Source organism: Nocardia sp. NPDC056952 (assembly GCF_042674185.1).
Classification (GTDB): domain Bacteria; phylum Actinomycetota; class Actinomycetes; order Mycobacteriales; family Mycobacteriaceae; genus Nocardia.
Map to the genome: position 1 here is coordinate 191760 of NZ_JBHURA010000002.1, position 24645 is coordinate 216404.

The window sequence follows — 24645 nt, forward strand, 5'->3', positions numbered from 1 at the left end:
CCACGACGAACAGAACCCCCCGCCGCCCGGGACTACCGGGCGGCGGGGGGTTCTGTGCTGGAACGGGCTACAGCGAACGGGCGATCAGTTCCTTCATGATCTCGTTCGTGCCCGCGAGAATACGAAGCACCCGCGCACTGGTGAAGATCTCCGAGATCGGGTACTCGGTCATGAACCCGTATCCGCCGAACAGCTGCAAGCATCGGTCGGCGACCACGCTCAACTGATCGGTGAGCCAGTATTTGGCCATCGACGCCGTTGCCACGTCGAGCTCGCCCGCGAGGTGGTCGGTGAGGCAGTCATCGAGGAAGACGCGACCGATTCTGGCGATGGTGGCGCACTCGGCGAGCTCGAACTTGGTGTTCTGGAAGCCGAGCAGCGATTTTCCGAACGCTTGCCGATCCTTGGTGTAGGCGATGGTCATCGCGACCGCGGCCTCCATCGACGCCACGGCCATCACCGCACAGACGAGTCGCTCCTGCTGGAGCAATTTCATCATCTGATAGAAGCCCTGGCCCTCGGCCTCGCCGAGCAGGTTGCCGACCGGCACCCGCAGGCCGTCGAAGAACAGCTCGGCGGTGTCCTGGCCGGTGCCGCCGATCTTGGACAGGGTCCGCCCTCGGGTGAAGCCGGGGGTGTCGTCACCGACCTCCGCGACGATGAGCGACACCCCGGCGGCGCCCTTGTCGGGGTCGGTCTTGGCGGCGATGATGACCGCATCACAGAGCGCGCCGTTGCTGATGAACATCTTCGAACCGGTGATGACGTACTCGTCGCCGTCGCGCACCGCCCTGGTCTGAATGTTCTGCAGGTCCGATCCCGTTCCCGGTTCGGTCATCGCGATCGAGAGCAGGCACTCGCCGCTGACCACCTTGGGCAGCAGACGTGCCTTGAGCTGTTCGGAGGCGAACTCGACGAGATAGGGCGCGATGATCCCGGAGTGGATCGCGAGGCCCATGGAGGTGTCGCCTGCCTTCGATTGGGCCTCGATGATCGCCGCCTCATGGGCGAAGGTGCCACCTCCGCCGCCGTACTCTTCCGGAACAGACGGGGCCAGCAACCCGAGCTTGCCTGCTTTGAGGTAGAGGTCACGGTCGGGGTGCCCCTGCTGTTTGTACCGCTCGGCGCCAGGAAGCACCTCTTTCTCGAAGAACTTCGTCGCGAGTTCGCGAACGGCCTCGATCTCATCGTCTACCCAGCCCGCGTGTGCGGTCATCAGTGCCTCCCAGGACGCAATCTGCCTCAATCTGCGGAAACAGATTGTCAGATATATTGGCGCGACGTCAATAGGGAATCCTCGGCGGTCGGGGTCGCCGTGATCAGCGGCGACCCCGGGTGCGCCGGTAGGCGGCCGGAGTGGTGGCCGTCCAGCGCTTGAAGGCACGGATGAAGGGGCCCGCCTCGGTGTAGCCGAGCCGCACGGCGATCTCCTCGACCGAGAGTGCGGTGGCGGTCAGCATGTCCTCGGCCAGACCGCGCCGCGCCTCGTCGAGCAGGACGCGGTAGCTGGTGCCGTCGGTGGCGAGATGGCGCCGTAGCGTGCGGCCGGTGGTACCGAGGTCGTGGGCGACCGCGTCCAGCGACGGCGGTATCGCGATCCCCGCGATACCGGTGCCTGCCAGCAGGTGGTCGCGAACCTCGGCCGCTATCCCGGTGCGGGTGGTCCGGCGGTCGATCAGTTCACGGCATTGCGCCAGGCACAGGGCCAGTGTGGCCTGATTCGCCTGCGGCAGTGGCTGATTCAGAGTGTCGGCGGTGATCGTGATGCTGGTTTCGGTCTGCCCGTATCGGGGGCTCACGCCCAGGGTCGCGGCGATGTCGTCGCCATAACCGGGTTCCGGGAACGCGAACCGCGCATGGTGGATATCCACCGGTCGGCCGAGCAGGTCTTCGAGCACCCGATGCATCGCGAAGGTGTCGCGTTCGACGAGGAACTGCTGGACGTCATCAGGGATCTGATCGTGTCGGATCCGGGCAACCATCTGCTGGTCGTGGAACTCCACGACCGGTGTGCAGAACGCGAAGCTCAACTGGAAGTAGCTCAGCGCCAAGGAGATCGCCTCGCCGAGAGTGGGACTGGTGATCCAGGCGTAGCCGTAGATACCGAAGGCGCTGATGCGGTAACTGCGTCCCACCTCGATGCCGAGCGCGGGTCGGGGTCCGAGTTCGCGCAGCAGATTACGCACCACCAGCAGTTCCGTGCGGGCATCGATCTGGCGGTCGGCGGAGTCGAGGTCGGCGACGGTCAGGCTCGTGCCGGCGAGGATCGACGTGGCATCGGCACCGTGTTCGACGGCGAACCGGTGCATCACGGCGACGCTGGCGACACCCCGGGGGAAGTCCCACGTGTCCACTGCTGGCTCCTGTCGCGCGCGCATGCCCTCCATTATGGCCTGAAATGTCAATTTTCTGTCCGCGGGCATCCTCGTTCTCGCGTCGACGGCGACCTACCGTTGACCGGAGAGATCACTGACATGAGGAGCTGGGCTATGCGCACTCGGACAATGCCGTCCGCTGTCATCATCGGCACCGGGTTCGGCGGCCTCGGCATGGCGATGGAACTGCTGCGCCACGGCTTCGACGACCTCGTCATCCTGGAGCGGGCGTCGGAGGTCGGTGGAGTGTGGCGGGAGAACACCTACCCGGGCGCCGGATGCGATATACCCTCGCCGCTCTACTCGTACTCGTATGCGCCGAAATCCGATTGGCCCAAGCGATTCTCGGGACAGCCCGACATCCACGCCTATCTGCGGGACGTGGCGCGCGACAACGGCCTGCGCGAGCGGATCCGGTTCGGGTCCGAGGTGACCGAAGCCGAATTCGACGATACGAGTGGGAAATGGACGGTGCGTACCGCCGACGGTTACGAGGCAACCACCGACGTGCTGATTTCCGCGGTCGGTCAGCTCTCGCGGCCCGCGCTGCCCACCATCGCCGGCATCAGCTCGTTCGCCGGACCCGCCTTCCACTCCGCGGAGTGGGACCACAGTGTCGACCTGACGGGCAAGCGGGTCGCCGTTGTCGGCACCGGTGCCAGCGCGATCCAATTCATGCCCGCGATCCAGCCGCAGGTGGCGGCCCTGACACTGTTCCAGCGCTCGGCGGCGTGGGTGCTGCCCAAGCCCGATGTCGAGTACAAGGCGTGGCATCACCGGATGTTCGCGACGGTGCCGCCGGTCCGCCTCGCCGAGCGATTCGCGGTCTGGGCACTGTGCGAGTTTCTGTCGCTGGGCATCGCTGATGTCACCGCGATCAGGGGTCTGGTCACCAGGATCGCCGTGAACCATCTGCGCAAGCAGGTCACCGACCCGCAATTGCGCGCGAAACTGACGCCCGACTACCCGGCCGGCTGCAAGCGTGGGCTGTTCTCCAACACCTACTATCCGGCACTCACCCAGCCGAACGTGCGGGTGGAGACGACCGAGATCGCCGAAGTCGTGCCGACCGGGGTGAAAACCGCCGACGGCGTGCTGCACGAGGTCGACGTGATCATCTACGGAACCGGATTCAAGGGCACCGAATTCCTGTGGCCGATGGCGATCCGCGGCGCGAACGGACGCAAGCTCGAGGACGAGTGGCAGGGCGGTGCCCGCGCCTACCACGGCATCACGGTGCCCGGATTCCCGAACATGTTCATGGTGTACGGACCCAATACGAACCTGGGCGTCGGCTCGATCGTCTACATGATCGAATCGCAGGCTCGCTACATCCGCCAGGCGCTCGAGGAACTGTCCCGCCATCCGGCGCACACCCTCGATGTCCGGCGTGCGGTGGCCGAGGAATACGACGTGAAGCTGCAAGCCCGGCTCGCCCGTACCCCGTGGGGTCTGTGCTCGAGCTGGTATCGCAACGCCGCCGGCCGGATCACCAACAACTGGCCGGGCGCGGTCCTGAGTTATCGACTACAGACCCGATCCCTGCGCCCCGAGCACTATCACCTGACCACCAACACGACAACACCTGCGGGCCAGTGATATTCGCGGACCGGAATTCGAAAGAGGCTCATCGATGAAGCTGACGAACGGCACCGTGGCCGAGGTAGGCGAGAAGGTGCGGGCGGTGCGCCGGCTGCACCAGACCGGCCTGATCGACCTGTGGCGACCGCGCCGGATCAAACGCATGATCGCGCTCAACAACTCCTACGGCCCACAAGCGGCGATGATCAGCGCCGGGGCGGCCGATCGGCCCGACGAACCCGCGCTGGCCGACGAGCGCGGTGTGCTGACCTACCGCGAGCTCGACGAACAGTCCAACGCCCTGGCCCACGGTTTGCTCGGGCAAGGCCTGCGCGGCGGCGAGGTGGTCGGCGTGCTGGCCCGTGACCATCGTGGCCTGGTGCTGGCGATGGTGGCGGCCGGCAAGGCAGGTTTGCGGCTGGCCATGCTGAACACCAGTTTCGCCAAGCCGCAACTCACCGAAGTCGCTGTGCGGGAAAAGGTTCGCGCGATTCTGTTCGACAGTGAATTCGCCGGGCTCGTCGATGCCCTGCCCGAGACGATGCCGCGGATCCTCACCTGGGTCGATGCGGAACACACGCTGCCACCGAGCGCGGTGACCATCGACATGCTGGTGTCGGCGAACAGCAGTGACCCGCTGCCCCCGCCGGATCGGCCCGCGGGCTTCATCATCCTCACCAGCGGCACCACCGGTCTGCCCAAGGGCGCGCCGCGCACCAAGGTCTCGCCGTTCGCCACCGCCCTGGTCGTCGACCGGGTGCCGTTCCCTCGCGGTGGGGTCGTCATGATCGCGACCCCGGTTTTTCACACGACCGGTATGGGGACCTGGACGATAGCCAGCGCGCTCGGTGCCGAAATCGTGCTGCGGCGCCGTTTCGACGCGGAGGCCACCTTGGCGGCGATCGAGCGGCATTCGGTCGAGATGCTGGTCGCGGTGCCGACCCAGTTGAATCGCATTCTCGCGCTCGGTCCCGAGGTTATCGCCGAGTACGACACCTCGACGCTGCGCACGGTTTTCGTCGGCGGCGCCCCGCTGCCGCCCGACCTGGCGATCCGATGGCAGGACGCCTTCGGTGACGTGTTGTACAACGGGTACGGCTCCACCGAGGTCGCGATCACCGCCGTCGCCCAGCCGCACGAATTGCGTCGTGCGCCGGGCACCGTCGGGCGGGCACCGGTCACCGCGCGCATCGCGCTCTACGACAGCGACGATCGCCGAATCACCGCAGCGAACGTCTCGGGGCGAATCTTCGCCCGCACCGTCGCCCCGTTCGAGGGGTACACCGACGGGAAGACCAAACAGATCATCGACGGATACATGTCGACCGGGGACATGGGCCACTTCGACGCCGACGGACTGCTGTTCATCGACGGCCGCGACGACGACATGGTGGTCTGCGGCGGCGAGAACGTCTATCCGCTGGAGGTGGAGAATCTGCTGGCGGGTCGCGCCGATATCGCCGATGTCGCGGTGATCGGTGTCGACGACGCGGACTTCGGACAGCGACTGCGCGCCTTCATCGTTGCCGCCACAGACGACAAACCGGACGCGCAGGAGATCAAGAACTACGTCAAGGACAACCTCGCCAGGTACAAGGTGCCCCGTGACGTGGTGTTCGTCGACGAGATGCCACGCAACCCCACCGGCAAGATCGTGCGCAGGGCGCTGACCGAGTACGTCGTCGACGGACACGTGGGGCGGTGAGCGTCATGACCGACTACGACTACGACTACGACGTGATTGTGATCGGTTCCGGCTTCGGCGGCAGCGTCACCGCGCTGCGGCTGACCGAGAAGGGCTACCGCGTCGGTGTTCTCGAATCCGGTCGGCGATGGAATCCCGAGGATTTCCCGAAGTCCAACTGGAACCTCCGCAAGTCGCTGTGGATGCCACGACTCGGCTTGACCGGGCCGCAGCGGATCAGCGTTCTCGGCAAGTGCGCGGTGTTCAGCGGGTCGGGTGTCGGTGGTGGCTCGGTGATCTACGGCAACACCCTGTACGAGCCGCTGCCCGCGTTCTACGAAGACCGCGCCTGGTCGCACATCACCGACTGGAAATCGGAGCTGGCGCCGTTCTACGACCAGGCCAAACGGATGCTCGGCGTGCGGACCAATCCGCGCTTCGGTCCCAAAGACGAAGTGCTGCTGAAGATTTCCGAGCGCCGCGGGGTCGCCGAGACGTTCCACCGCACGAACGTCGGGGTCTTCTTCAACGAAGGAGCGCAGGGCACGGAGGTGCCCGATCCGTATTTCGGTGGTGCCGGCCCGACGCGCGCGGGCTGCATCCATTGCTCCGAATGCCTGACCGGCTGCACGCACAATGCCAAGAACACCACCACGGTGAACTATCTGTACCTGGCCGAACGCAACGGGGCCGAAGTACACCCGCTCACCACGGTCACCTCGGTGCAGCCGGACGGCAACGGCGGCTACCTCGTCGAGACCATGCGGTCGGGCGGAATCGTCCGCCGGAACCGGCGCCGGTTCACCGCGGGCCAGGTCGTCTTCGCCGCGGCTGCGTTGGGTACCCAGAAGTTGCTGCACCGCATGCGAAACGATGGTGTGCTGCCCGGTTTGTCTCCCCGGCTCGGGGAGCTGACCAGAAGCAATTCCGAGGCAGTGGTCGCGGTATGCAGTCGTAGTCGATACGACCTGTCCCAGGGGGTGGCGATCACCTCCTCGATTCATCCCGAGCCGCACACCCATATCGAGGTGTGCTCGTACGGCAAAGGGCAGAACGCGCTGTTCACCCAGGGCCTGCCGATGGTCGACGGCGGCGCGTTCCGGGTGCTGCGGCTACTGCTCATGGTGGCGGCACATCCGCTCGAGTTCATCCGGCTGAAGAATGTCCACCGTGCTGCCGAGCGCTCGGTCGTGCTGCTCGTGATGCAATCGCTCGACAACTCGCTGACCTCCTACTTGAAGGGGCGGCGTCTGGTCACCAGACAGGGCTCGGGGGAGCCGAATCCTGAGTGGATCCCGATCGCGCACGACATCGCTCGCGAGTACGCCGCCGAAATCGATGGTGACGCGGGAAATCTGGTCACCGACCTGCTGGGCATCCCGGCCACCGCGCATTACATCGGCGGCGCCACCATCGGTGACTCCGCCGACACCGGCGTGGTCGACCCGTGGCAGCGGGTCTACGGGTATCCAGGCCTGCACATCGCCGACGGCAGCGCGGTCACGGCCAACCTCGGGGTGAACCCGTCGTTGACCATCACCGCTCAAGCAGAGCGCGCGATGGCGTTCTGGCCCAACAAGGGTGATGCCGACCCCCGTCCCGCACTGGGTTCTGCCTACGTCCGCCTCGCACCGATCCTGCCCAAGCGGCCCGCTGTTCCCGCCACCGCGCCCGCGGCACTGCGCTACTCGGTTCGGGGTTGACCGCGCCATCGCCCAACCACCACGACGCCCCGCAGCGCTTCGGCGCTGCGGGGCGTCGGTGCGTAGCGGCACTGACCGAAAGCCACCCGCTGAGTCGATTAGTCGAATATCATCTCACTGTATCATTGCCTTAGTGGCTCTCAGAAGAAGGAGGCGCAGGACTATGCGTCAAGTGTCAACGGTGACCGATCCTGTGACGGCGAGCGATGTCGACGGAGTCCTGCGGTGTCGATACGGCACCGTCGAGGACTTCGATATCGAGCGATTCCTCGACGGGATCGGCGCCTTCGCCGGGGCGGGCGCGAATGTGATCGTGCAGCTCGCGAACCGGCCGGTGGGCTACGGCGTCGTCGAGAGCACCGTCGAGTCCGGCCGCGCCGACGTCCATCCGTGGAAGCGGTTGCGCACCACGCTGACCTACATCGCGGTGGCGATGCTCGGCACCGAGGAGGACCGGGACGTGTATCGACAGGCCGTCGGTAGCGTCCATCGACGCGTTCGTTCGGCGCCGGGCGCCGAGGTGAAGTACAACGCGTTCGACCCCGAACTGCAGAAGTGGGTCGCGGTCTGCCTGTGCTGGGGAGTCATGGATACCCACGAGCGTCTCTACGGGCCACTGGACAGGGCCACCAAGGAGGTCTTCGTGCAGTACGGGGCCAGGTTTGGCACCGGATTGCAGATGAGGCCCGACATGTGGCCTGCCGACCTGGCGGCTTTCGAAAGCTACTTCGAGGCGGGGCTGGCGAGGATGCAGATCGACGACGTGGTCGCCGAGTATCTGCGCAAGCTGGTCGGTTTGCGCAATGTTCCCAGGCCGCGTCGGCTGGCCGATTTTCATCGTTTCGCCGTCACCGGACTGCTGCCCGAAACCATGCGCGCACAGCTCTACCTTCCGTGGACCGACGAACAGGAGCGGCGGCACCGGCTGATGTTCCGTGCCATCGGGGCCGTCTACGGACGGCTTCCCGTCCGCGCGCGGATCGTGCCGTACTCGACGGTGCTCCGGGACATGCGGCGGCGTCAGCGGCTCGGCCGCCCACTGGTCTGACAGAGTCGAGGTTGCGGGCTACCGGCAGACCACATTATGTTCGGGCTCTTGTCAGCTGAGGGGAATGGGATATGGCCGAGTCGATCAGGTTGCTGGCACGTATTCGCGGACACGGCGGTGTCGAGCGCGATAACGCCGATGTCCTGAACGGCGCCTTGGCCGCGTTTCTGGACTTCGGGATCAAGCGGACCAGCATGGCGGAAGTAGCCCGCCGTGGCGGTCTGTCCCTGGCGACCCTGTACCGCCGGTTCGGGGGGAAGACCGACGTGGTCCAGGCGGTGGGGCTTTGGCAGGTGCGCCACCTGCTGGAGCAGGCCGACGCCTCGATGCGCCGGCAGGCCGACGAGGGTGCCAGCGCCGAAGACCAGATCGTCGAACTGTTCGTCGCCTTCGCCCTCGGCTTGCGGAACAACCCGTTGCTCGACCGCCTCCTCGCCACCGACGCGGCCACCGTACTGCCCTACCTCACCACCGGTGGGGCGCCGGTGATCGAGCTCGGTCGTGACTTTCTGGCCGAGTTCATCACTCGCTTGCAGGAAGCGGGCAAGCTCCCCGCCTACGACCCGCTCCCCGTTGCCGAGTTGGTGGCTCGTACCGCGCTGTCGCTGGTGCTGACGAGGCCGACGGTCATCCCACTCGACGACGAGGCGGCGGCGCGCCGGTTCGCCCGCGATCACATCGCACCCGGGTTCCGTCCGCTGGACGTGCGCACGGTGACCCAGGACACCGGCGCACCTCGCTGATTCCCTCGCGTGGGGCAGCGATCACCGCTTGCCGCGGACGGATGAGTCACCGGCTGGTGAGACATCCGTCCGCGGCGAGACCCGCCTACCTGCCGAAGCGGCGCCGACCGCGAGCGCCGGTCGCGCGCATCGCGTTCCGCATGAACCCGAAGTTCTTGAGGCTGTACGGGTACCAGACGAGTTCGGACTTCTGTGTCGGCAGTGCCGGAGCTGTGATCGCCTGCTTGCGGCAGTACTTGCGTACGCCCTCGGCACCGCCGAATCGGTACCCGGTGCCGGACTGGCCCCAACCGCCGTGGGGGAGCGCGAAATTGAACAGATTGATGGTGGCGTCGTTGATATTCACCGCGCCGACGGCCAGTCGCCGCGCGATTGCCTGCCCGCGGGACTTGTTGCCCGTCCACACCGAGGCCGACAGTCCGTACTCGGAGTCGTTGGCGAGCCGGATCGCCTCGTCCGCATCGGCGACCTTGATGACCGGGATCGTCGGGCCGAACGTTTCCTCGGTGATGCACGACATCGAGTGATCGACGTCGACCAGCACCGTCGGTTCGAAGAAGTTTCCCTCGCCTGTGGCCTTGCCGCCGGTGAGCGCTCGCGCGCCTTGGGCCAGCGCGTCATCGACGTGGCGGGTGACGATGTCGAGCTGGGCCTGGTTGGCGAGGGGACCGACATCGATGTTTCCGCTGCGGTCGTCGCGGCCGAGCCTCAGCGTCTTGACATGGGCCACCAGCTTGTTCACGAACTCGTCGTACACCGCGGCCTCGACATACACCCGCTCCACCGACACGCACAGCTGTCCGGCGTTGGTCAGTGCGCCGAAGGCGATGCCGTTGGCCGCGCGGTCGAGGTCGGCGTCGGCCAGCACGATCGCCGGGTCCTTGCCGCCCATCTCGAGGCTGTAGGGCAGCGTGCGTTCCGCGCAGGCGACCGCGATGCGGCGGCCGGTGTTACCGGAGCCAGTGAACTGGATGAAATCAGCGTTGTCGACCACCGCGGCGCCGGTGGCACCGGATCCGGAGACCACCGTGAACACCGGCGGCGCACCGATCTCGGCCCAGCCGCGGGCGAGGGCGAGCGGCGTCAGCGGGGTCACCTCCGAGGGCTTGAGCAGCACCGCAGCGCCTGCGGCGAGCGCCGGAACGAGGTCGGAGGCAGGCATGGCGAGGGGAAAGTTCCACGGCGTGATGATGCCGACCACCGGATACGGCGTGTAGGTGGTGGTCAGCTTCTTGACCCGCATCAACGGGGTGTGGGGGCTCACCGCGGTATCGGCGAGAAACTTCGCGGCGTTTCGCGCGTAGTAGCCCAGGAGGTCGACAGTGAACGCGACCTCGACTTCGGCCTCCACCCGAGGCTTTCCTGACTCGTCCTGAATTGAGTCCGCCAGCTCGTCGCTGTGGTCGAGCACCCAATCCTGCAGCTTGAGCAGCCACTGCTTGCGCCCGGACGCGCTGATCGAAGCCCACCGCGGCTGGGCTGTGCGCAGCGCGGCCGCGGCCGCGGCGACCTCCTCCGGGGTCGACACGGCGACGGTGCCGACCAGTTCTCCGGACGCTGGGTTGCGAACAGCCAGTTCAGTGGCATCGACGGTGGGTGTGGCGGAATCAGACACATTTTCTCCTGGATAGCCGTATCGGACTACCAACCACCTTAGACAGAGTGAGATGTTTTGTATATCACTCTGTCATTTCGATGATCGGCTCCGATCTGCGGGTCGAGACGGGTCCGCCATGTTCATCCGCTATTTGTCCGTGTTCGCAAATATCCAGACCGGTGGAAGCCGTGTTTGACTGCTTTATGTTACCGAGCATTCTCTCACTGGTGAAGAGGAAGAGGAATCGAAATGGTGATCAGGAAAGCTGTGGCGGCCTGTGCGGGGTTCGCGGCTGTGGTGGCCTCGGCAGGTGCCGGTATCGCTGACCCGAATATTCAGCTGCCCGGTGTGGTCGACGATCAGATGACCAACTGTGGCGCCCTGGGACCGCGTGCACTGGCCGGCTGGATCGGATCCGACTACCAGCTCCCGGCCCGCACGATGGACGAGACCTTCGGGACGGCTCCCGCGCAGGAGTGGTGCACCACCGACGTCGGCTACTCGAGTCTCGGGTTCGGTCCGGAAGGGGTGACGTTCGGCGTACCGCGGACCACCGATGGTCTCTTCCCCTACAACAACGCGGAGTTGGTCGCCCGGCCCACTTTCACCTCCGGTCAGACCATGACGATGAACATCAAGGGTGCTCCCGACATGGTCGGCCACAACGGGACGACCGGGTGGGGTGTATCGAACCGGCTGATCGACCCACGGGCACTGCTCGATCTGGAGATCGCCTGGTTCATGTACAACGGTTCCCATGGCGCGCTGGGTGCCACGGCCGACGCGTTGAGTCCGGTAGCGAACCTGCTCGGTGCCGATATGCCCCACGGCTTCTTCCTGATGGTCAAACGGGCGGGTACCTTGGTCCCCCAGATCAAGCTGCTCGACGAGAGCATCATGTCGCGCGATCACGCCTACGCGGTCGAGATGGGCGACGAGTACGTCGACTTCTTCGTCGACGGCGAGAACGTCGGCACCTTCCGGAATCCGCCGTCGGGCAAGGCCATCGATGTGCTCGGCAACCCCGCGCCGCTGGCCGGTCAGGTGTGGTTGGACGGCAGTTTCTGGTTTCCGCTGCCCATTCCCGAATACAACGCGCAGCCACAGACTTTGACGGTGACCAGGTATCGCCAGGGCCCCTCTGAGTCGACGCCGCTGTTGTAAGCGAGGGGCCGGGCAGGCGGGCGCCGTCTCCGTCTGCCCGGACCCTGCGGAGTGGTCCGTGGATCATGCGTCTACGCGGGCCGCGGTGACCTCGCCGCGCGCGCCGACGCAACGTAGCGAATCCTCGGCGGCGCTATCGTCGCCGCCATCCGGAGGCCGGTGGCGTAGGAACGGAACGCGGCCCGATCTCCCGGTCGTGCCGGCACGCCGAGTAGTTCCCTGGTGCGAGGGTGCAGCAACTCGCGCACGGCGACGGATGGCAGCAGTCGCGGGACCCAGCTGGTCGGACGCAAGACCTCGGGTGCGAGCGTGCGACCAGCCGGGGTGAGACGCAGCTGCTGCGCGCAGGTCCGGTCGAAATAGTCGCGGAAACCCGCCCAGTCCGGTGGCATGGCCCGCGCGGAGACCCCGAATCGCAGATACCATTCGCAGCACTCCGCATACAGGCGTTCGTGGTCGCGATCGGACATCGGCGCGATGAAGGTATTGATCGCGACTACCAGCGTCTCCACGTAGGTCGCGTGCTGGAAGTGGAACAACTCCGGATTCAGCGCGTGAAAGCGCGTGCCGTGGTCGTCGCTTCCACTGATGTGCCCATGAATGTTGACCATGCGGTGGCGCTGGTCCCGTTCGTCATAGGCCATGGCGATCGTCTGCGAGACGGTCCGCGCCTTGTGGTACCACAGCCGCATCGCCATGTGCTCGTCGAGAGCCGTCGCGATGGCCGGGTGCAGGATCTGTAGCCCTACCGCACGCGGCAAGGCGAGCAAGAATCGTCGATCGCCGACGTACCGGTGAAGCAGCGAGGTTCCTCGTTGGCGGTGCACCGACGACTTCCTCAACCGCGCGGCGGGCAGTACGGTGCGGCGGGTGCGGGTGGTGTGGTCATCGTTGACCCCGTTCGAAGACCGGCGGCTACCAGCGCGCCTATGAGAGAATGATTCCTAAATCCTCTCATTACCTCTATGGACTGTCAACGGCTGATGAGCTTTCCGGTAGGCGTGAGGAATCAACCTTCCACCGCGCGATGAAAACTGTTGTGACACAAACCATATGACGATCGGTGTTCTTCGACGTGGTGCCTCCGATTCCCGGAAATCTCGCGCGGTTCATTCCTGCCCGGCGCTCCGCGAGTTCGTTCGCGCGTCCCCGGACTACGATCTCGACGCGGTGCTCACCGAAGCGTTCGACGGCGCCGACGCCGCGCTGCGCGGGCTCGAACTGCGATGGCCGGTCGTCCACGTCCGCGGCGCATCGGCCTCGCCGGCCGGCGACCTGATGGAAGGTCCTGCCCCACAGGGTCATCTGCTCGAAGCCCAGGGCTATGTCGTGTTCAGCGCACCGGTCGCCGATGACGACGCGGTGATCGACAGGGCGCGCACGGATGATCACCGTGCCCGCCGAGAAGGGGAGATGAATACATGCAACCGACATTGCCGTCGAACGTCGAGCGCGGACAGCGAGGACAGTGCGCGCGTGTGCTATCCGACGCGTGCACCGACGACACCATCTGGAACGAACTCCGTCCACGTTCCGCGTGCCGGGCGAGATCGGCCCTGTACCTGTTCCCGGGCGATCGCGGGGTCCTGCGATGATCGAACGGTTCGCCACGATCGCGATCCGGACGCCGAAACTGGTTCTCGCCGTGGCGGGCATCGCGTTCGTGCTGTTCGGTCTGCTCGGTGCGCAAGTGACCGGCCGCTTGTCGGCGGGCGGGTTTCTCGACCCCGACGCGGAGTCCTCACAGGCTGAGCAGGCACTGGCCCGCGACTTCGACATCGCGGGAATGCAGCTGATCTTCACCGTCGAAGCACCCGGTGATGTTCTCACCGGCGCCGGGGCCGATCGTGCGAACGAGATCGTGGACGACCTGCGCGTCGACGACCGGGTGTTGTCGGTCGACTCGCCGTGGACCGACCCGAACAGCCGCGCCCGGTTGATCGACCGGGACGGACACGTCGGACTGATCGTGGCGGGTCTGGCCGGCGACGACAACCAGGCGCAGAAGACTGCGGCCGACTTGGCCACCCGGCATACCGGGACCACAGGCGAGATCACCGTCACCGCGGGCGGACAGGCGATGGCGTTCCAGGAGATCAACGAACGCGCCGAGCACGACCTCGCGTTGGCGGAATCGATCGCGATCCCGCTGACATTTCTGCTGCTGATCTGGTTCCTGCGCAGTGTCGTCGCCGCGGCGATTCCGATCGCGGTGGGAGTGCTGGCCATCGTCGCGACCACCGCGGTGCTGTTCGCGCTGACCTTCGTCTTCGACCTGTCGGTCTTCGCGCTCAACATCACCACCGCCCTCGGGCTGGCGCTGGCGATCGACTACTCACTACTGATCATCGGGCGGTTCCGCGAGGAGATCGCTCGTGGTCACGACCAGCACACCGCCATCTCGCTGGCCATGCGGCGCGGTGGGCGGGCCGTGCTGTTCTCCGGTGTGACGGTGGCGATCGCGTTGATCGGAATGTCGTTCTTCCCGATGAACTTTCTGCGTTCCATCGGGTACGCGGGCGTCGCCGTGGTCGCGCTGTCGGTCGTGCTGGCGCTGACGTGTGTGCCCGCCCTGCTCGCACTCCTCGGTGAGCGGATCACCCGAAAGCCGTTGCGAGAGGCGGCCGCGGTCGAGTCGATGTTCCTGTACCGACTGGCGGTGGCGGTGCAGAAGCACCCCGTTCTCATCGCGCTGCCGGTGCTGGGAATTCTGCTGATCGCCGGCGCGCCGGTCCTGGGACTCCAGGTCGGTTTGCCCGACGATCGAGTCCTGCCTGCCGCCGCGCAGGCACGCCACGTCGGTGACACGATCCGAGAGCAGTTCGACGCCAATGCCACCGGCACCGTCCACATCATCGTCCACCGCGAAGGTGCCGACACGGCGACGGCCGAGTACGCGGCAGCGCTGTCGCGAGTGCGCGATGTGGATGTGGTGCTCGCGCCGTCGGGGACCTATGCGGGCGGGCAGCCGGTGGGGCCCGGCGATCCCGGCGCTGCGCGCGCCGAGAGTGCCCATCTGACGATCGCCACCTCACTCGATCCGTACTCACCTGCCGCCGCGCGGCAGCTCGACGAGCTCGACGCGGTCGCCGCACCCGGCGACACGGTGTTCGGTGGTTTGGCTCAGCAGAAGCGCGACACGGCAGCCGGGATCGCAGCGGCCTTCCCGAAAGCCCTGGCCTGGATCGCTGTCACCACCTTCATCCTGCTGATGCTCCTGACCGGCAGCCTCCTGCTGCCGTTGAAGGCGCTGGCGCTCAACGTTGTCTCACTCACGGCGACCTTCGGTGCGATGGTCTGGGTGTTCCAGTCGGGACACCTCGGTGGATTCGGCACCGAGATCACCGGTTTCACCGTCGCCACGGTCCCGGTCCTGCTGTTCTGTGTGGCGTTCGGGCTGTCCATGGACTACGAGGTCTTCCTGCTCGCGCGCTTCACCGAGGAATGGGAGACCTCCGGGCACACCAGAGCCGACAACGATCGGGCAGTCGCGGTCGGGCTCGCCCGTTCCGGGCAGGTGGTGACCGCGGCGGCGGCGATGATGATCGTGATCTTCGCGGCGATCGCGACGAGCGGGGTCTCCCTCATGCGCATGCTCGGCGTCGGATTGACGCTGGCTGTGCTGGTGGACGCCACGTTGATCCGCATGATTCTGGTCCCCGCTTTCATGCGACTGGCGGGCACCTGGAACTGGTGGGTACCGCGTGGGGTGCGGCCGATCCTCGAGAAGGTTCGGCTGCGCGAATAGTGTCGATCGCCCAGGTAGCGCCTGCCTCCTGCTCCTGCGCTACCTGGGCGCGACCCGTATCGAACGAGGGTCAGGCGCTCAGCGCCTGCCAGATCATCACGGCCGTCGCGGCGTCCATCACCAAGTGCGGGAACAACGCCCGCGCCGGTCGCCGATGGGCGATCTGCCACGTCAGTGCGCCGAGCGTGACGACAGCGTCGAGGGTGAAGATCGCCACGAATGCCCAGCCGAGCAGCGGGACCGGCAAGGAGTTCTCCGCTCCACCATGGACATGATGGTGGTGCTGCTGCTGCCCCAGGGTCGCGTAGAGCATCGCGAACGCGGCCACACAGTGGTAGATCGCGGCGCCGACGTCGTCGGTGCGGCGAGCGATCGTGACCGCGACCCAGGTCGACATCGCGATCGCGAGCACCGAGAAGACGGCACGCCAGATCGCGGGTAGGTCACCACCTTTCGGCGTCCACATCACTGCCATCGCGACGAGCATGACGACATGGGCGAGTTCGGTTGCCCGACCGCCATATCGACTGGTCGCCGGTGTGCCGGAACGGGCGTCGACCGCGGCGACGAGCGCCGCGGCCGAACACAGGCCGACCGCGATCCACCCCACCGGTGCGGGCAGTGCGTGGTTCACAGCGCTCAGACGGGGCTGACGCGCACCACGTGGCGTCCGCCGAGGTCCACTTCGATCACAGCGGTACCGTCGGCATCGGCGATCACCGCGGCCTCGATGGCACCGGTGACCTGGTATGAGCGTTCAGGAATCAGCCGTTGCAGCCCGAGCCGAACGCGCCGCGGGCCGTCGCCCGGCCGTAGCACCAGATCGAGCGAGGTGCCGTCGGTCACCGCTTTGGCGACCAGGACATCCGGGTAGGCGGCATCACTGAGGATCGGACCGGTTCGCCACTGTCGCGGGACTTCGCCCCGGATCAGGTCGCGCAGCCCGTCCGGGCGGGCGAAGCGAGCCAGGACGTGATGCGCGTTGGTCACCGTCGACGCGCCGGCGTAGCGCTGGGCACCCGCTCGGTCGACGAGCCGATTGTGTTCGGCCAGAGACCGATTCAGTGCGTCGGCGAGGTCGGTCTCGCCCATTTCGGCAGCCGCGGTCGCGACGAACACCCTGGTCATTCCGTCACCGTTGACCACGTTGTAGTTGCCGAGGTCCACGCGCGATCGAGAAGAACCGCGCAACTGTACTTCGGTGCCGTCGAACCGGATGAAGCGCTGCCGGATGGTGTTCCAGGTATCACGGGCCAGATCGGGCATGGTCGCGTTCAGCCAGGCCACCATGCCCGCGTCGTAGGCGAGTACCGGTGCGCTGATGGTGAGCTTGGGCCCGAGCCTGCCCGGGATGAACCGTCCGCTGCGCGTGCGCCAGCCGTCGTGGAGGTAGCTGTGCCGGATCCGGTCGACCAGGTCGCCGGTGAGTTCGGTGCCGTGCAGCCGGTCGTGCATCACCAGGGTGTTGAATGCGAAGGCATTGCAGATCGGATAGATGAGGTGGGGCTCGCAGGGGTACTGCGGACAGTCCTTGCGAACCAGCATGTTCGTACGAATCGCGCGGGTGAGCCGCTCGAAGTCGTAGTCGTGCACGCGAGACTTGCTCCACCGCAGGCGAAGTGAACCGGGCTGGTCGAAGGTGGTGTCGGCGTTGAGCGTTTCGTAGAGGCCGAGCATCACCCCGAAATAGCCGGTGTACATGACGTTGGCATGGCGGATCGGGTCGGTGTTGAGCCGGGCGTACCCCACCAGGCTCTCCGTCGCCCAATAGGACCACACGCGCTTGTCGCACATCTTCACGATGGCATTGCGCTGGGCCTCGACGAGATAGCCGGTGAAGGCCGGGGTGCGCGTGTACTGGGCCATCGCGAGTCCGTAGCCGATGAAGTTGAGCTGATAGCGCAGCGCGCTGGCCGCGATCTGCTCGATCCGGTCGAACCCGTCGAAACGGTCGAGCGGTTGCAGGGCCAGATCCAGGACGAAGCGCTGGAACGCCAGATCCTCCGGACTGGATTCGGTCACCGTGGGCATCGTGATCGCGTCGCTCATCGCGCCGCCTCCGTTCGTTGAGCCGGCCCTCGGCGTCGCGCGGGAGGAGCGAAACTCGCGGTTTCGGTCTCCGTGGCCGGGCGACGGCGCAGGCGCCGGAATCCCGCGACGAGGTAGCTCGCCAACAGACAGCAGGGCATCGTTACCTCATCCGATTCTGTGCGGGCGGCCTTGATTCATTCTGGTGCGCATTGACACCACAATAATGTGGTGTCAATGTGCACCAGAAATCGCGGACGGTCAAGGGTCAGCCGTCGAGCAGGTGAGGTAAACCGGCGCGAAAGCGGTCGGCGTCGATGGCTTTGGCGGCAGCGAATGCGGGCAGGGAGACCAGCGGGAAGATCTGGGCGCGGGGACTCGGGTCGTCGGCGGCGTCGAGGATGGCGTTGGCCGCCGCGCGACCGGATTCGTTGGCGCCCTCCATGGTGGCCAGATCGATGTGGTGTCGGACGTGATCACCGCCGAAGTAGAGGTTGGGAATCGCGCAGTGTGCGTCGGGGCGATCGTCGTAGGACCCGACTGTGTTGACCAGCAGCGGGGTTTCGTTGTGGATGGTGGTTCCCGACCAGGTGATGCCGGGGTCCAGATGCCAGGAGTGGATGTCTTCGTCGCGTAGCCAGTCGGTGCCGGTGTTGAGCCAGGCTTTGAGCTGCGCCCAGGTCTCGGTGGCGATCTCGGCGGCGGTGCATTCCTTGGCGGTGCGGCCGAAGTGGATTCCGGGTGTGTCCCAGTCGGAGATGTCGACCGACAGGCATTCCAGCACCGAGCCGTCGCCGTAGGTGGCAGGGAAGTCGCCCACCCACATGGGGGCTTGGCGCAGGGCGGTGAGGGCCCAGGGGGAGCCCAACGCGGCGATGTGTCCCTCCGGGATGTCGGTGGGGCGGCGCAGGTAGTACTGGATGCCGACCATCCAGTCGGTGACCAGGTTTCGCATCCCGCCCAGGCGCGGATCTGCCTCGATGATCGTGTCGTCGAGGAGATCGACCGCGCGGTCGACCGGCATGGCGCACAGATAGTGGTCGGCTGTCACCGTCGTGGTCCCACCTGATCCGCTGATCGTCGCGGCGGCGATGCGACCGCCGGCCATCCGCAATGCGGCCAGGCCCTGCCCCATGACGAAGCGGACGCCGAGTGTGCGCAGGTAGTCGACCCACGGATCGATCCAGGCGATGTTGGTCGGGCGGTTGAGGATTCGGTCGACGCCACCGGCGAACTGCGCAACCGTGCCGGAGGCGGCGAGCACCAGCGCCTCGCCGATCGTGCCGATGGTTCGTGCCGAGCTGGTCTGCGGTTTCGCGGCGACGGTGATCCGGGTGAGCGCGTTCACCAGGTACTTGCGGTAGGCGGGCGACTTTCCCTCGGCCTGCATGATCTGTTCCCAGGTCACGTATTCCCACTGGCCGAAGCGTCGTTCGGTGCTGGAGGTGAACCACACGAGCATCTGCTTGGCGAAGAACGCCAGCTCGTGTGGTGGCAGGTCGGGGACGAAGCCGAGCGCGCCGATGATGCTGTTCTGCACCAGTTCCGGCGTCAACTGGCTCAGTCCACCGAGCTCGACCGGGGCGAAGATCGGCGGAAGGTCCTGGAATCCGGCGACCGTGCCCTCGACCCGCACCAGGTTGTCGAGCACACCGTTCGGATTGCCGGGAAACGGGATTCGGCTCATCGTATCGGGAACATGCTGATAGCAGCCGGGGAAGAAGCGGAACCCGTGTTCACCCGGCAGAGGCTGACGACCGGGCGACGCGGTCCCCGGCACGCCCATGCTGCGGGCCTTTCCGCCGAGGAAGGCGGGCTCGTAGACGGTGATGTCGTAGCCTCGCTCGGCCAGCTCGTGCGCGGCGCTGAGCCCGGCCATGCCGCCACCGAATATCGCCACCGACTTACCTCCGGAGCGCAATAGCGGCGAACGCCGGTCGGTCGTCGCTGCCGCGAGGGCCGGGGGAGTCGCGGCTAGTGCGGCTCCGGCGATGAGCCCGGCGCGCAGCGCGGTGCGGCGGGTGATCGGTGCTGACAACGGTGTCGGCTGATCAGGCATGGTGTTCTCCTGGACCTGCGGTGGTGAGGGTGAAAGGCGGGCTCGGCGGTGGGCGGTCATCGGATGCTGTGCCGCGCAGGGTTGTTCGCGTGGTTCGCCATTCGCTGGTCGAGTCGCGGATCTCGCGTGCCATGTCGGCCAGGACGGCGGGCAGATGTGCCCACTGATGGACCGAGGCGCGCAGCGCGAGGCCCAGTGCGCGGGACGGGGTATACAGCTCGGCGGGCCGGTGGGTGCGGGAGAAGATGCCTGCGGTGATCTCTGCCAGTTCGGGGTCGTCGGCGGCGGTGCGGTAGAGCTCGATCTCCAAGGGCCGCAGCGTTTCACCCCGTGCCAGCCGGTTCGTCCAGTGGAAGATCTCGCGGCATTCGACGACGCGGCGGTGCTCCCACTCCGACAGGGCGGCGTCGAGAGCCCGCGGGTCGTCGAGAACCTCGTCGACCGACTCGGCGAGCGTGCGTCCATAGTGCAGGGCGTCGCGGATGCCTTGCGCGGTGACAGGATCTTTGAAGTGTCCGGAGTCGCCGGGTAGTGCCCAGCCCGGCCCCGCGGAACGGCGGAAGTACGAGGAGATGCCGGTGGCGGAACGGATCCGGCCCACGCGCTCACAACCGCGCAGCCGGCCGGTCAGATCCGGAATCCGGGCGAGGGCCTCGGCGTAGCGGCGTTCGGCCACACCGGGACCCCGTCCGAGGTCGCTGACCGAGGGCGGCTGTACCAGGCTGAGCACCAGGCCGTCGTCGCACGGGAAGGCGGTGCCGAGGTCGGCACCGACCCGCCACTGGGCGGCGATGTGCCGGGGAGCGTCGGCGGCGTCGCGCCAGTAGGCGAAATAGCAGTCGCGCCCGCTCGGCACGCTCAGAAACGGTCGTTCGGCGCCCACCGCGCGGGCGATCGTGCTGCGCCGCCCGTCCGCGCCGACGACGAGCGCGGCGCGGATCTCCCTGGTCTGGCCCGCGGCGTCGAGGTATCGCACACCGGCGCAACGGTTCCCGTCCCAGATCACCGAGGTGACCCGGCAGCGCGGCCGCACCTGCGCGCCCGCGTTCACCGCGGTGCGCGCCAGCACGGCGTCGAGTCCGGTGCGGCGCACGCACATCGCGTAGTCGATGCCGTCGACCGCGGGAAAGCCGGAACCGACACCGTGGCCCGCGGCCTGTGCGTAGGCCCTTGTCAGTCGTGGCGCACCGAGTGCCTCGACGGCGGTCAATGCGTCGAGGCGCTGGAGCTCGGCCAGCCCGGCCGGCCAGAGCAGGTGGGTGGACAGGGTGTCCGACGGCAAGGTGGCGGCGTCGAGCACGACCACCGCGCGACCCGCCCTCGCCAGCGTCGCCGCGGTAGCCGATCCCGCGCAGCGCGCGCCGACCACGACGACGTCGGTCCGTTCGACCGCAGCGACAGGGGAATCGACCATGAGAACCACCTCGGTCACCGAGTCTCGGACAGTGTGTCCGATTGATGATGAGGCGGGCCGCGTTCAGGTGTCAACAGTCAACCGGGACAGGGGGATTGCCGCGGCCTGTACCCCGCCACCATGGCGGCCCGCTGGTCTACGGGCACAATGGGTCGCATGGGCAATGCCAGCGCACCCGGTGCGGCATCGGCGACGGATAGCCGATGCCCTCACTGACCCGTGTCCCGCGATCGGCGCGCAAACCCACCGATGACCGGCGGGCAGAATTCGAACGGCGTGTCCTGATCGCGGTCGAAGACCTGCTGGCAGACGGCACGCCGTTCACCGAGATCGCCGTGCAGAAGATCGCCGCGGCGTCCGGATCGGCGAGATCTACCTTCTATCGCTACTTTCCGGACAAGAGCAGGCTGCTGATCCGGATGGCCGAGTTGGCCACGGCCGATCTGTTCGCCGCGGCGGAGACGTGGTGGAGTGCCGAGCACACTGATCAGCAGGCCGGAGTCGTGCTGGCCATGCGCGCGATGATCGGCGGCTTCCGCGACCATCGCTATCTGCTGCTCGCCCTGACCGAAGTGGGTTCCTACGACCGGGAGGTCGGTGCCTACTGGCGTTCCCGAGTGGCGACCTTCGCCGAACTGGTGCGTGCCCGGCTGGCGGCCGAACAGGCAGCGGGCCGCGTCGGGCCGAAGCTCGATCCCCGAGCCACCGCCCTGATACTCACCTCGATGGTCGAACGCACGATCTCCGTTGCCTTCGCCGCCGAAACCGGTATCGGCGAGGAGGAATTGGCCGAATCACTCGGTCGCGCGATCTGGCTCGTCATCTACGGGGACGCGCCTTAGTCGCTTTCCTTCGGTGAGACAGCATCCTCGGCTGCGGGGGTGGAGCGTTTGCGGCGCGGTGTCGTTTGTTCGATGCGGGGATCCTCGGTCACCGCATAGTGTTTCACGTATTCGGACAGGAACGCCTGGACCGTGGCGGTGGCCGGGATGGCCAGCAGCGCGCCGACCGCTCCGAGCAGCGCGCCGCCGGCCAGCACCGACAGCAATGCGATTGCGGCGTTGACGTCGACGGTGCGCGCGGTGATGCGAGGCTGCAGTAGGTAGTCCTGGAACCACTGGTAGACAACCGCGAACACGATGATCCATACCGCGTCCATCGGGTCGACCGTCAGTGCCACGAAGACCGGAACGATCGCGGCGATGTAGGTGCCGATGGTCGGGATGAACGCGGAGATCACGCCGAACCAGACACCGAGGGCGATGGGGTTGGGCAGGTGCAGGATCGACAGGAATACGCCGTGCGCGATCGCGGAGATGATCGCCAGCAGCAACCGCGAGAACAGGTAGCCGCCGGTCTTGTCGATGGCGAGGTCCCAGGCGTGCAGGAAGGTCTGCTGGCGTGTCGGCGGCAGGAGCGAGCACACCGTGCGCCGCACCTTCGGGCCACCCGCGGTGAGGTAGACGCTGAACAGCGCGATGGTCAGGACCTGGGCCAAGCCGCCCAGGACCGTGGTCGACACGCCCCAGGCATTGTCGGCCGCGGTGTGCGCGTAGCTCTCGAGCAGGTCGGATTCGCGCAGCAGCCGTTGACTCAGGTCGTGCGTCGTGAAGTGCTGTCCGAAGCTGTGATTGACCCAGTCCACGCCCTCGTCGAGCAGCCGTGGCGTCTCATGGACCAGGTTGGTCGCCGTCTCCACGAGCAAGGTCACCAGTGCGGCGAGAAAGGCCAGCACGCAGAGGAAGGTGGCGATGAATACCAGGCCGGTGGCGAGACCACGCGGCACCCCCCGCCGCACCAGCAGTGCGACGGGCGGCTCCATCGCCAGCGAGATGAAGAACGCGACGAACAAGATGATCAGGATGCCGGTCAGCCGGTGGAACGCCCAGTCCGCGAGCAGGAACAGCCCGAAGAACACCAGTGCCAGCACCATTGCCCGAGGTAGCCACGTCGGCATTCTGGTTCGCGCGGGCGCCTGCGGAGCGCTGTCCTCGGGGTCGATGTCCACGACTCTCAGTGTCGCCCCGGGTCGGTCCTTTTCCCGGGATCAACGCGGCGTCGACCTGCCCGAAGAGTCGGCCCGCTACCGGGGGAAATAGTTGCAGTTCCTGAAATATTGCAGTGTGTGCAAATTTGGACGTGACTCAGGAGCCGGTCAAACAGGCTGCGGTCGGTCTGCGTGAACAGAAGAAGCAACGGACCCTGCTCGATCTATGCCTCGCCGCGGCGGTTGGCGGTCGAGCACGGGCTGGACGCGACGAACGTCGACGACATCGCCAAGGCCGTGGGCGTCTCGCCGCGCACGTTCTTCAACTATTACGAGACCAAACTGGACGCGGTGGTCGGCCCGATCGGTGAGATCGGTACGCCCGAAGCCAGGCGCGAATTCGTCGCAGGTGGTCCTACCGGTGTGCTCATCGAAGACCTCACCCGGCTGCACGCCGCGGGGGTTTCCAGCCGGAAAGCGAAGTGCGCGAGGGTATCTCGCTGGTCACGAAGCTGGTGATGGCCGAGCCGGGAGTGCTCGCCGCCTTCATCGCCTCCGGCGCCCGGATGGAAGCCGCCATCGCCGAACTCCTCGCGGTCAGGTGCAGGGCCGAAGTCGACCCCGAATTCGCATCGCTCACCGCGGGAATCATGACAACCATCACCATGCGGGCGGCGATGTCGCTGGCCATCGTCGGCGAACGCGACCACCTTGCTGATCCTGATCACCGACTGGGCCGGCAAGCAGTACGCCTGGGGCTCCACGGTGATGGTGTCGATGATCGCCGCGCTCGTCAGCGTGGTCGCGGCGTTCGTGTTCGTCGAGTCGCGGGCCGAGGAGCCGATGCTGCCGCTTGTCAGATGCGGGATGAACAACGCGAGCGCGAACGCGAGTACCGCACCCGGGATCAGGTAACTGTCCGACGAAGCGGGAATGGTCGCGCATGGTGAATCGGTGATGGCCGAGACCGAGCCGGACCTGGTCAAGGAGAGCTGAGCGGGCCACCCGCCGATCTGGCCGACGCTGCGGCGAATGTTCAAGGACCGCTGACGATTTCGTTAGTACGGACTTATCATTCATGTCGGACACCGTGCGACGTCGCAGCGCCGATCAGAGGAGCGAGTCAGTGACTACCTATACCGAGCAGTGGTCAGAACTGTTCGGAATGACGCTCGACGACTGGCTGTGCACCGGGACCGTGAACGAGGTGCATCCGGACCTGAGCTGGGATCGGGTGCGCCGGCACGCGGTGGCGGAGATGAACAAGCGGCTGGCGGACAGCTGGGGCGCCGGCGTCGACGAGGCGGGGACGATCAGTAGCGCCTCGCTCGAGCTCTTCGACGAGGGGCACCTGAAAGCGATCGCGACCGAGGTGCGGATCGCGACGATCGACAGCGTCGCCTGGATGTCGCAGCTCAGCGTCAGGCGTCAGGCGGACAGGTCTGCGGGAGCTCGCTGACGGGGGCGGCGGCAGGGGCTGCCGATCACCTGTTGGTCGTGGGGTTTCCGGCTGT

General features: G+C 66.6%; 21 protein-coding genes. 11 read left to right on the forward strand and 10 right to left on the reverse strand.

Going from position 1 to position 24645, the window contains the following annotated elements; translation table 11 throughout:
• Positions 1–67 precede the first annotated feature (67 nt).
• Positions 68–1216, reverse strand: a complete 1149-nt coding sequence (locus tag ACFTS5_RS08100) for an acyl-CoA dehydrogenase family protein (protein ID WP_378628737.1) — start codon at positions 1214–1216, stop codon at positions 68–70.
• A gap of 103 nt (positions 1217–1319) precedes the next feature.
• On the reverse strand, positions 1320–2354 hold the full coding sequence (locus tag ACFTS5_RS08105; RefSeq protein ID WP_378628739.1) for an AraC family transcriptional regulator: 1035 nt from the start codon (positions 2352–2354) through the stop codon (positions 1320–1322).
• A gap of 135 nt (positions 2355–2489) precedes the next feature.
• Here ACFTS5_RS08105 and ACFTS5_RS08110 point away from each other — a divergent pair, with 135 nt between their 5' ends.
• From ACFTS5_RS08110 to ACFTS5_RS08130, 5 genes are all read left to right on the forward strand, one after another.
• Entirely contained in the window at positions 2490–3974 is a 1485-nt protein-coding gene (locus ACFTS5_RS08110; protein ID WP_378628742.1) for a flavin-containing monooxygenase, read from the forward strand.
• 34 nt (positions 3975–4008) lie between these two features.
• Positions 4009–5661 (forward strand): acyl-CoA synthetase, encoded by a 1653-nt coding sequence (locus ACFTS5_RS08115; protein WP_378628743.1) that lies wholly within the window; start codon positions 4009–4011, stop codon positions 5659–5661.
• A 5-nt stretch (positions 5662–5666) separates the two neighbouring features.
• On the forward strand, positions 5667–7343 hold the full coding sequence (locus ACFTS5_RS08120) for a GMC oxidoreductase (protein ID WP_378628745.1): 1677 nt from the start codon (positions 5667–5669) through the stop codon (positions 7341–7343).
• A gap of 163 nt (positions 7344–7506) precedes the next feature.
• The gene (locus ACFTS5_RS08125) at positions 7507–8391 is read left to right on the forward strand and encodes an oxygenase MpaB family protein (protein ID WP_378628747.1); all 885 of its coding nucleotides are present in this window, start codon (positions 7507–7509) and stop codon (positions 8389–8391) included.
• Positions 8392–8462: 71 nt separating this feature from the next.
• On the forward strand, positions 8463–9134 hold the full coding sequence (locus tag ACFTS5_RS08130; protein WP_378628748.1) for a TetR/AcrR family transcriptional regulator: 672 nt from the start codon (positions 8463–8465) through the stop codon (positions 9132–9134).
• Between the two features lie 85 nt (positions 9135–9219).
• On the opposite strand, the gene ACFTS5_RS08135 is transcribed toward ACFTS5_RS08130, so the two are convergent.
• Positions 9220–10749, reverse strand: a complete 1530-nt coding sequence (locus tag ACFTS5_RS08135) for an aldehyde dehydrogenase family protein (RefSeq protein WP_378628751.1) — start codon at positions 10747–10749, stop codon at positions 9220–9222.
• A gap of 231 nt (positions 10750–10980) precedes the next feature.
• Between ACFTS5_RS08135 and ACFTS5_RS08140 the strand changes: the two genes are divergently transcribed.
• Entirely contained in the window at positions 10981–11895 is a 915-nt protein-coding gene (locus ACFTS5_RS08140) for a hypothetical protein (RefSeq protein ID WP_378628753.1), read from the forward strand.
• A 71-nt stretch (positions 11896–11966) separates the two neighbouring features.
• On the opposite strand, the gene ACFTS5_RS08145 is transcribed toward ACFTS5_RS08140, so the two are convergent.
• Both ACFTS5_RS08145 and ACFTS5_RS08150 read right to left on the reverse strand, forming a co-directional pair.
• Positions 11967–12722: an oxygenase MpaB family protein gene (locus tag ACFTS5_RS08145; protein WP_378628754.1), complete on the reverse strand. Its 756-nt coding sequence runs from the start codon at positions 12720–12722 to the stop codon at positions 11967–11969.
• Positions 12723–12858: 136 nt separating this feature from the next.
• Positions 12859–13287 carry a hypothetical protein gene (locus ACFTS5_RS08150; RefSeq protein ID WP_378628756.1) on the reverse strand — a complete coding sequence of 143 codons (429 nt, stop codon included), beginning with the start codon at positions 13285–13287 and terminating at the stop codon, positions 12859–12861.
• A gap of 199 nt (positions 13288–13486) precedes the next feature.
• Between ACFTS5_RS08150 and ACFTS5_RS08155 the strand changes: the two genes are divergently transcribed.
• The gene (locus ACFTS5_RS08155) at positions 13487–15643 is read left to right on the forward strand and encodes an MMPL family transporter (protein ID WP_378628758.1); all 2157 of its coding nucleotides are present in this window, start codon (positions 13487–13489) and stop codon (positions 15641–15643) included.
• 70 nt (positions 15644–15713) lie between these two features.
• Here ACFTS5_RS08155 and ACFTS5_RS08160 read toward each other — a convergent pair whose 3' ends face one another.
• The 4 genes from ACFTS5_RS08160 to ACFTS5_RS08175 all read right to left on the reverse strand — a co-directional run bounded on the left by ACFTS5_RS08160 (position 15714) and on the right by ACFTS5_RS08175 (position 21144).
• Entirely contained in the window at positions 15714–16277 is a 564-nt protein-coding gene (locus ACFTS5_RS08160; protein WP_378628759.1) for a DUF5134 domain-containing protein, read from the reverse strand.
• 5 nt (positions 16278–16282) lie between these two features.
• Positions 16283–17692 carry a hypothetical protein gene (locus tag ACFTS5_RS08165; protein ID WP_378628761.1) on the reverse strand — a complete coding sequence of 470 codons (1410 nt, stop codon included), beginning with the start codon at positions 17690–17692 and terminating at the stop codon, positions 16283–16285.
• A 247-nt stretch (positions 17693–17939) separates the two neighbouring features.
• The gene (locus ACFTS5_RS08170) at positions 17940–19730 is read right to left on the reverse strand and encodes an FAD-dependent oxidoreductase (protein ID WP_378628763.1); all 1791 of its coding nucleotides are present in this window, start codon (positions 19728–19730) and stop codon (positions 17940–17942) included.
• Positions 19723–21144: an NAD(P)/FAD-dependent oxidoreductase gene (locus ACFTS5_RS08175; protein ID WP_378628764.1), complete on the reverse strand. Its 1422-nt coding sequence runs from the start codon at positions 21142–21144 to the stop codon at positions 19723–19725. The genes ACFTS5_RS08170 and ACFTS5_RS08175 overlap by 8 nt, the downstream gene beginning before the upstream one ends.
• Before the next feature lie 203 nt (positions 21145–21347).
• Here ACFTS5_RS08175 and ACFTS5_RS08180 point away from each other — a divergent pair, with 203 nt between their 5' ends.
• Positions 21348–21986 (forward strand): TetR/AcrR family transcriptional regulator, encoded by a 639-nt coding sequence (locus tag ACFTS5_RS08180; RefSeq protein ID WP_378628765.1) that lies wholly within the window; start codon positions 21348–21350, stop codon positions 21984–21986.
• On the opposite strand, the gene ACFTS5_RS08185 is transcribed toward ACFTS5_RS08180, so the two are convergent.
• The gene (locus ACFTS5_RS08185) at positions 21983–23152 is read right to left on the reverse strand and encodes an AI-2E family transporter (protein ID WP_378628766.1); all 1170 of its coding nucleotides are present in this window, start codon (positions 23150–23152) and stop codon (positions 21983–21985) included. The genes ACFTS5_RS08180 and ACFTS5_RS08185 overlap by 4 nt on opposite strands.
• A 171-nt stretch (positions 23153–23323) precedes the next feature.
• On the opposite strand from ACFTS5_RS08185, the gene ACFTS5_RS08190 reads away from it, so the two are divergent.
• From ACFTS5_RS08190 to ACFTS5_RS08200, 3 genes are all read left to right on the forward strand, one after another.
• Positions 23324–23650 carry a TetR/AcrR family transcriptional regulator gene (locus ACFTS5_RS08190; RefSeq protein ID WP_378628768.1) on the forward strand — a complete coding sequence of 109 codons (327 nt, stop codon included), beginning with the start codon at positions 23324–23326 and terminating at the stop codon, positions 23648–23650.
• A 192-nt stretch (positions 23651–23842) separates the two neighbouring features.
• On the forward strand, positions 23843–24046 hold the full coding sequence (locus ACFTS5_RS08195; RefSeq protein WP_378628769.1) for a hypothetical protein: 204 nt from the start codon (positions 23843–23845) through the stop codon (positions 24044–24046).
• Positions 24047–24209: 163 nt separating this feature from the next.
• Positions 24210–24590, forward strand: a complete 381-nt coding sequence (locus ACFTS5_RS08200) for a hypothetical protein (RefSeq protein ID WP_378628771.1) — start codon at positions 24210–24212, stop codon at positions 24588–24590.
• Positions 24591–24645: the final 55 nt, after the last annotated feature.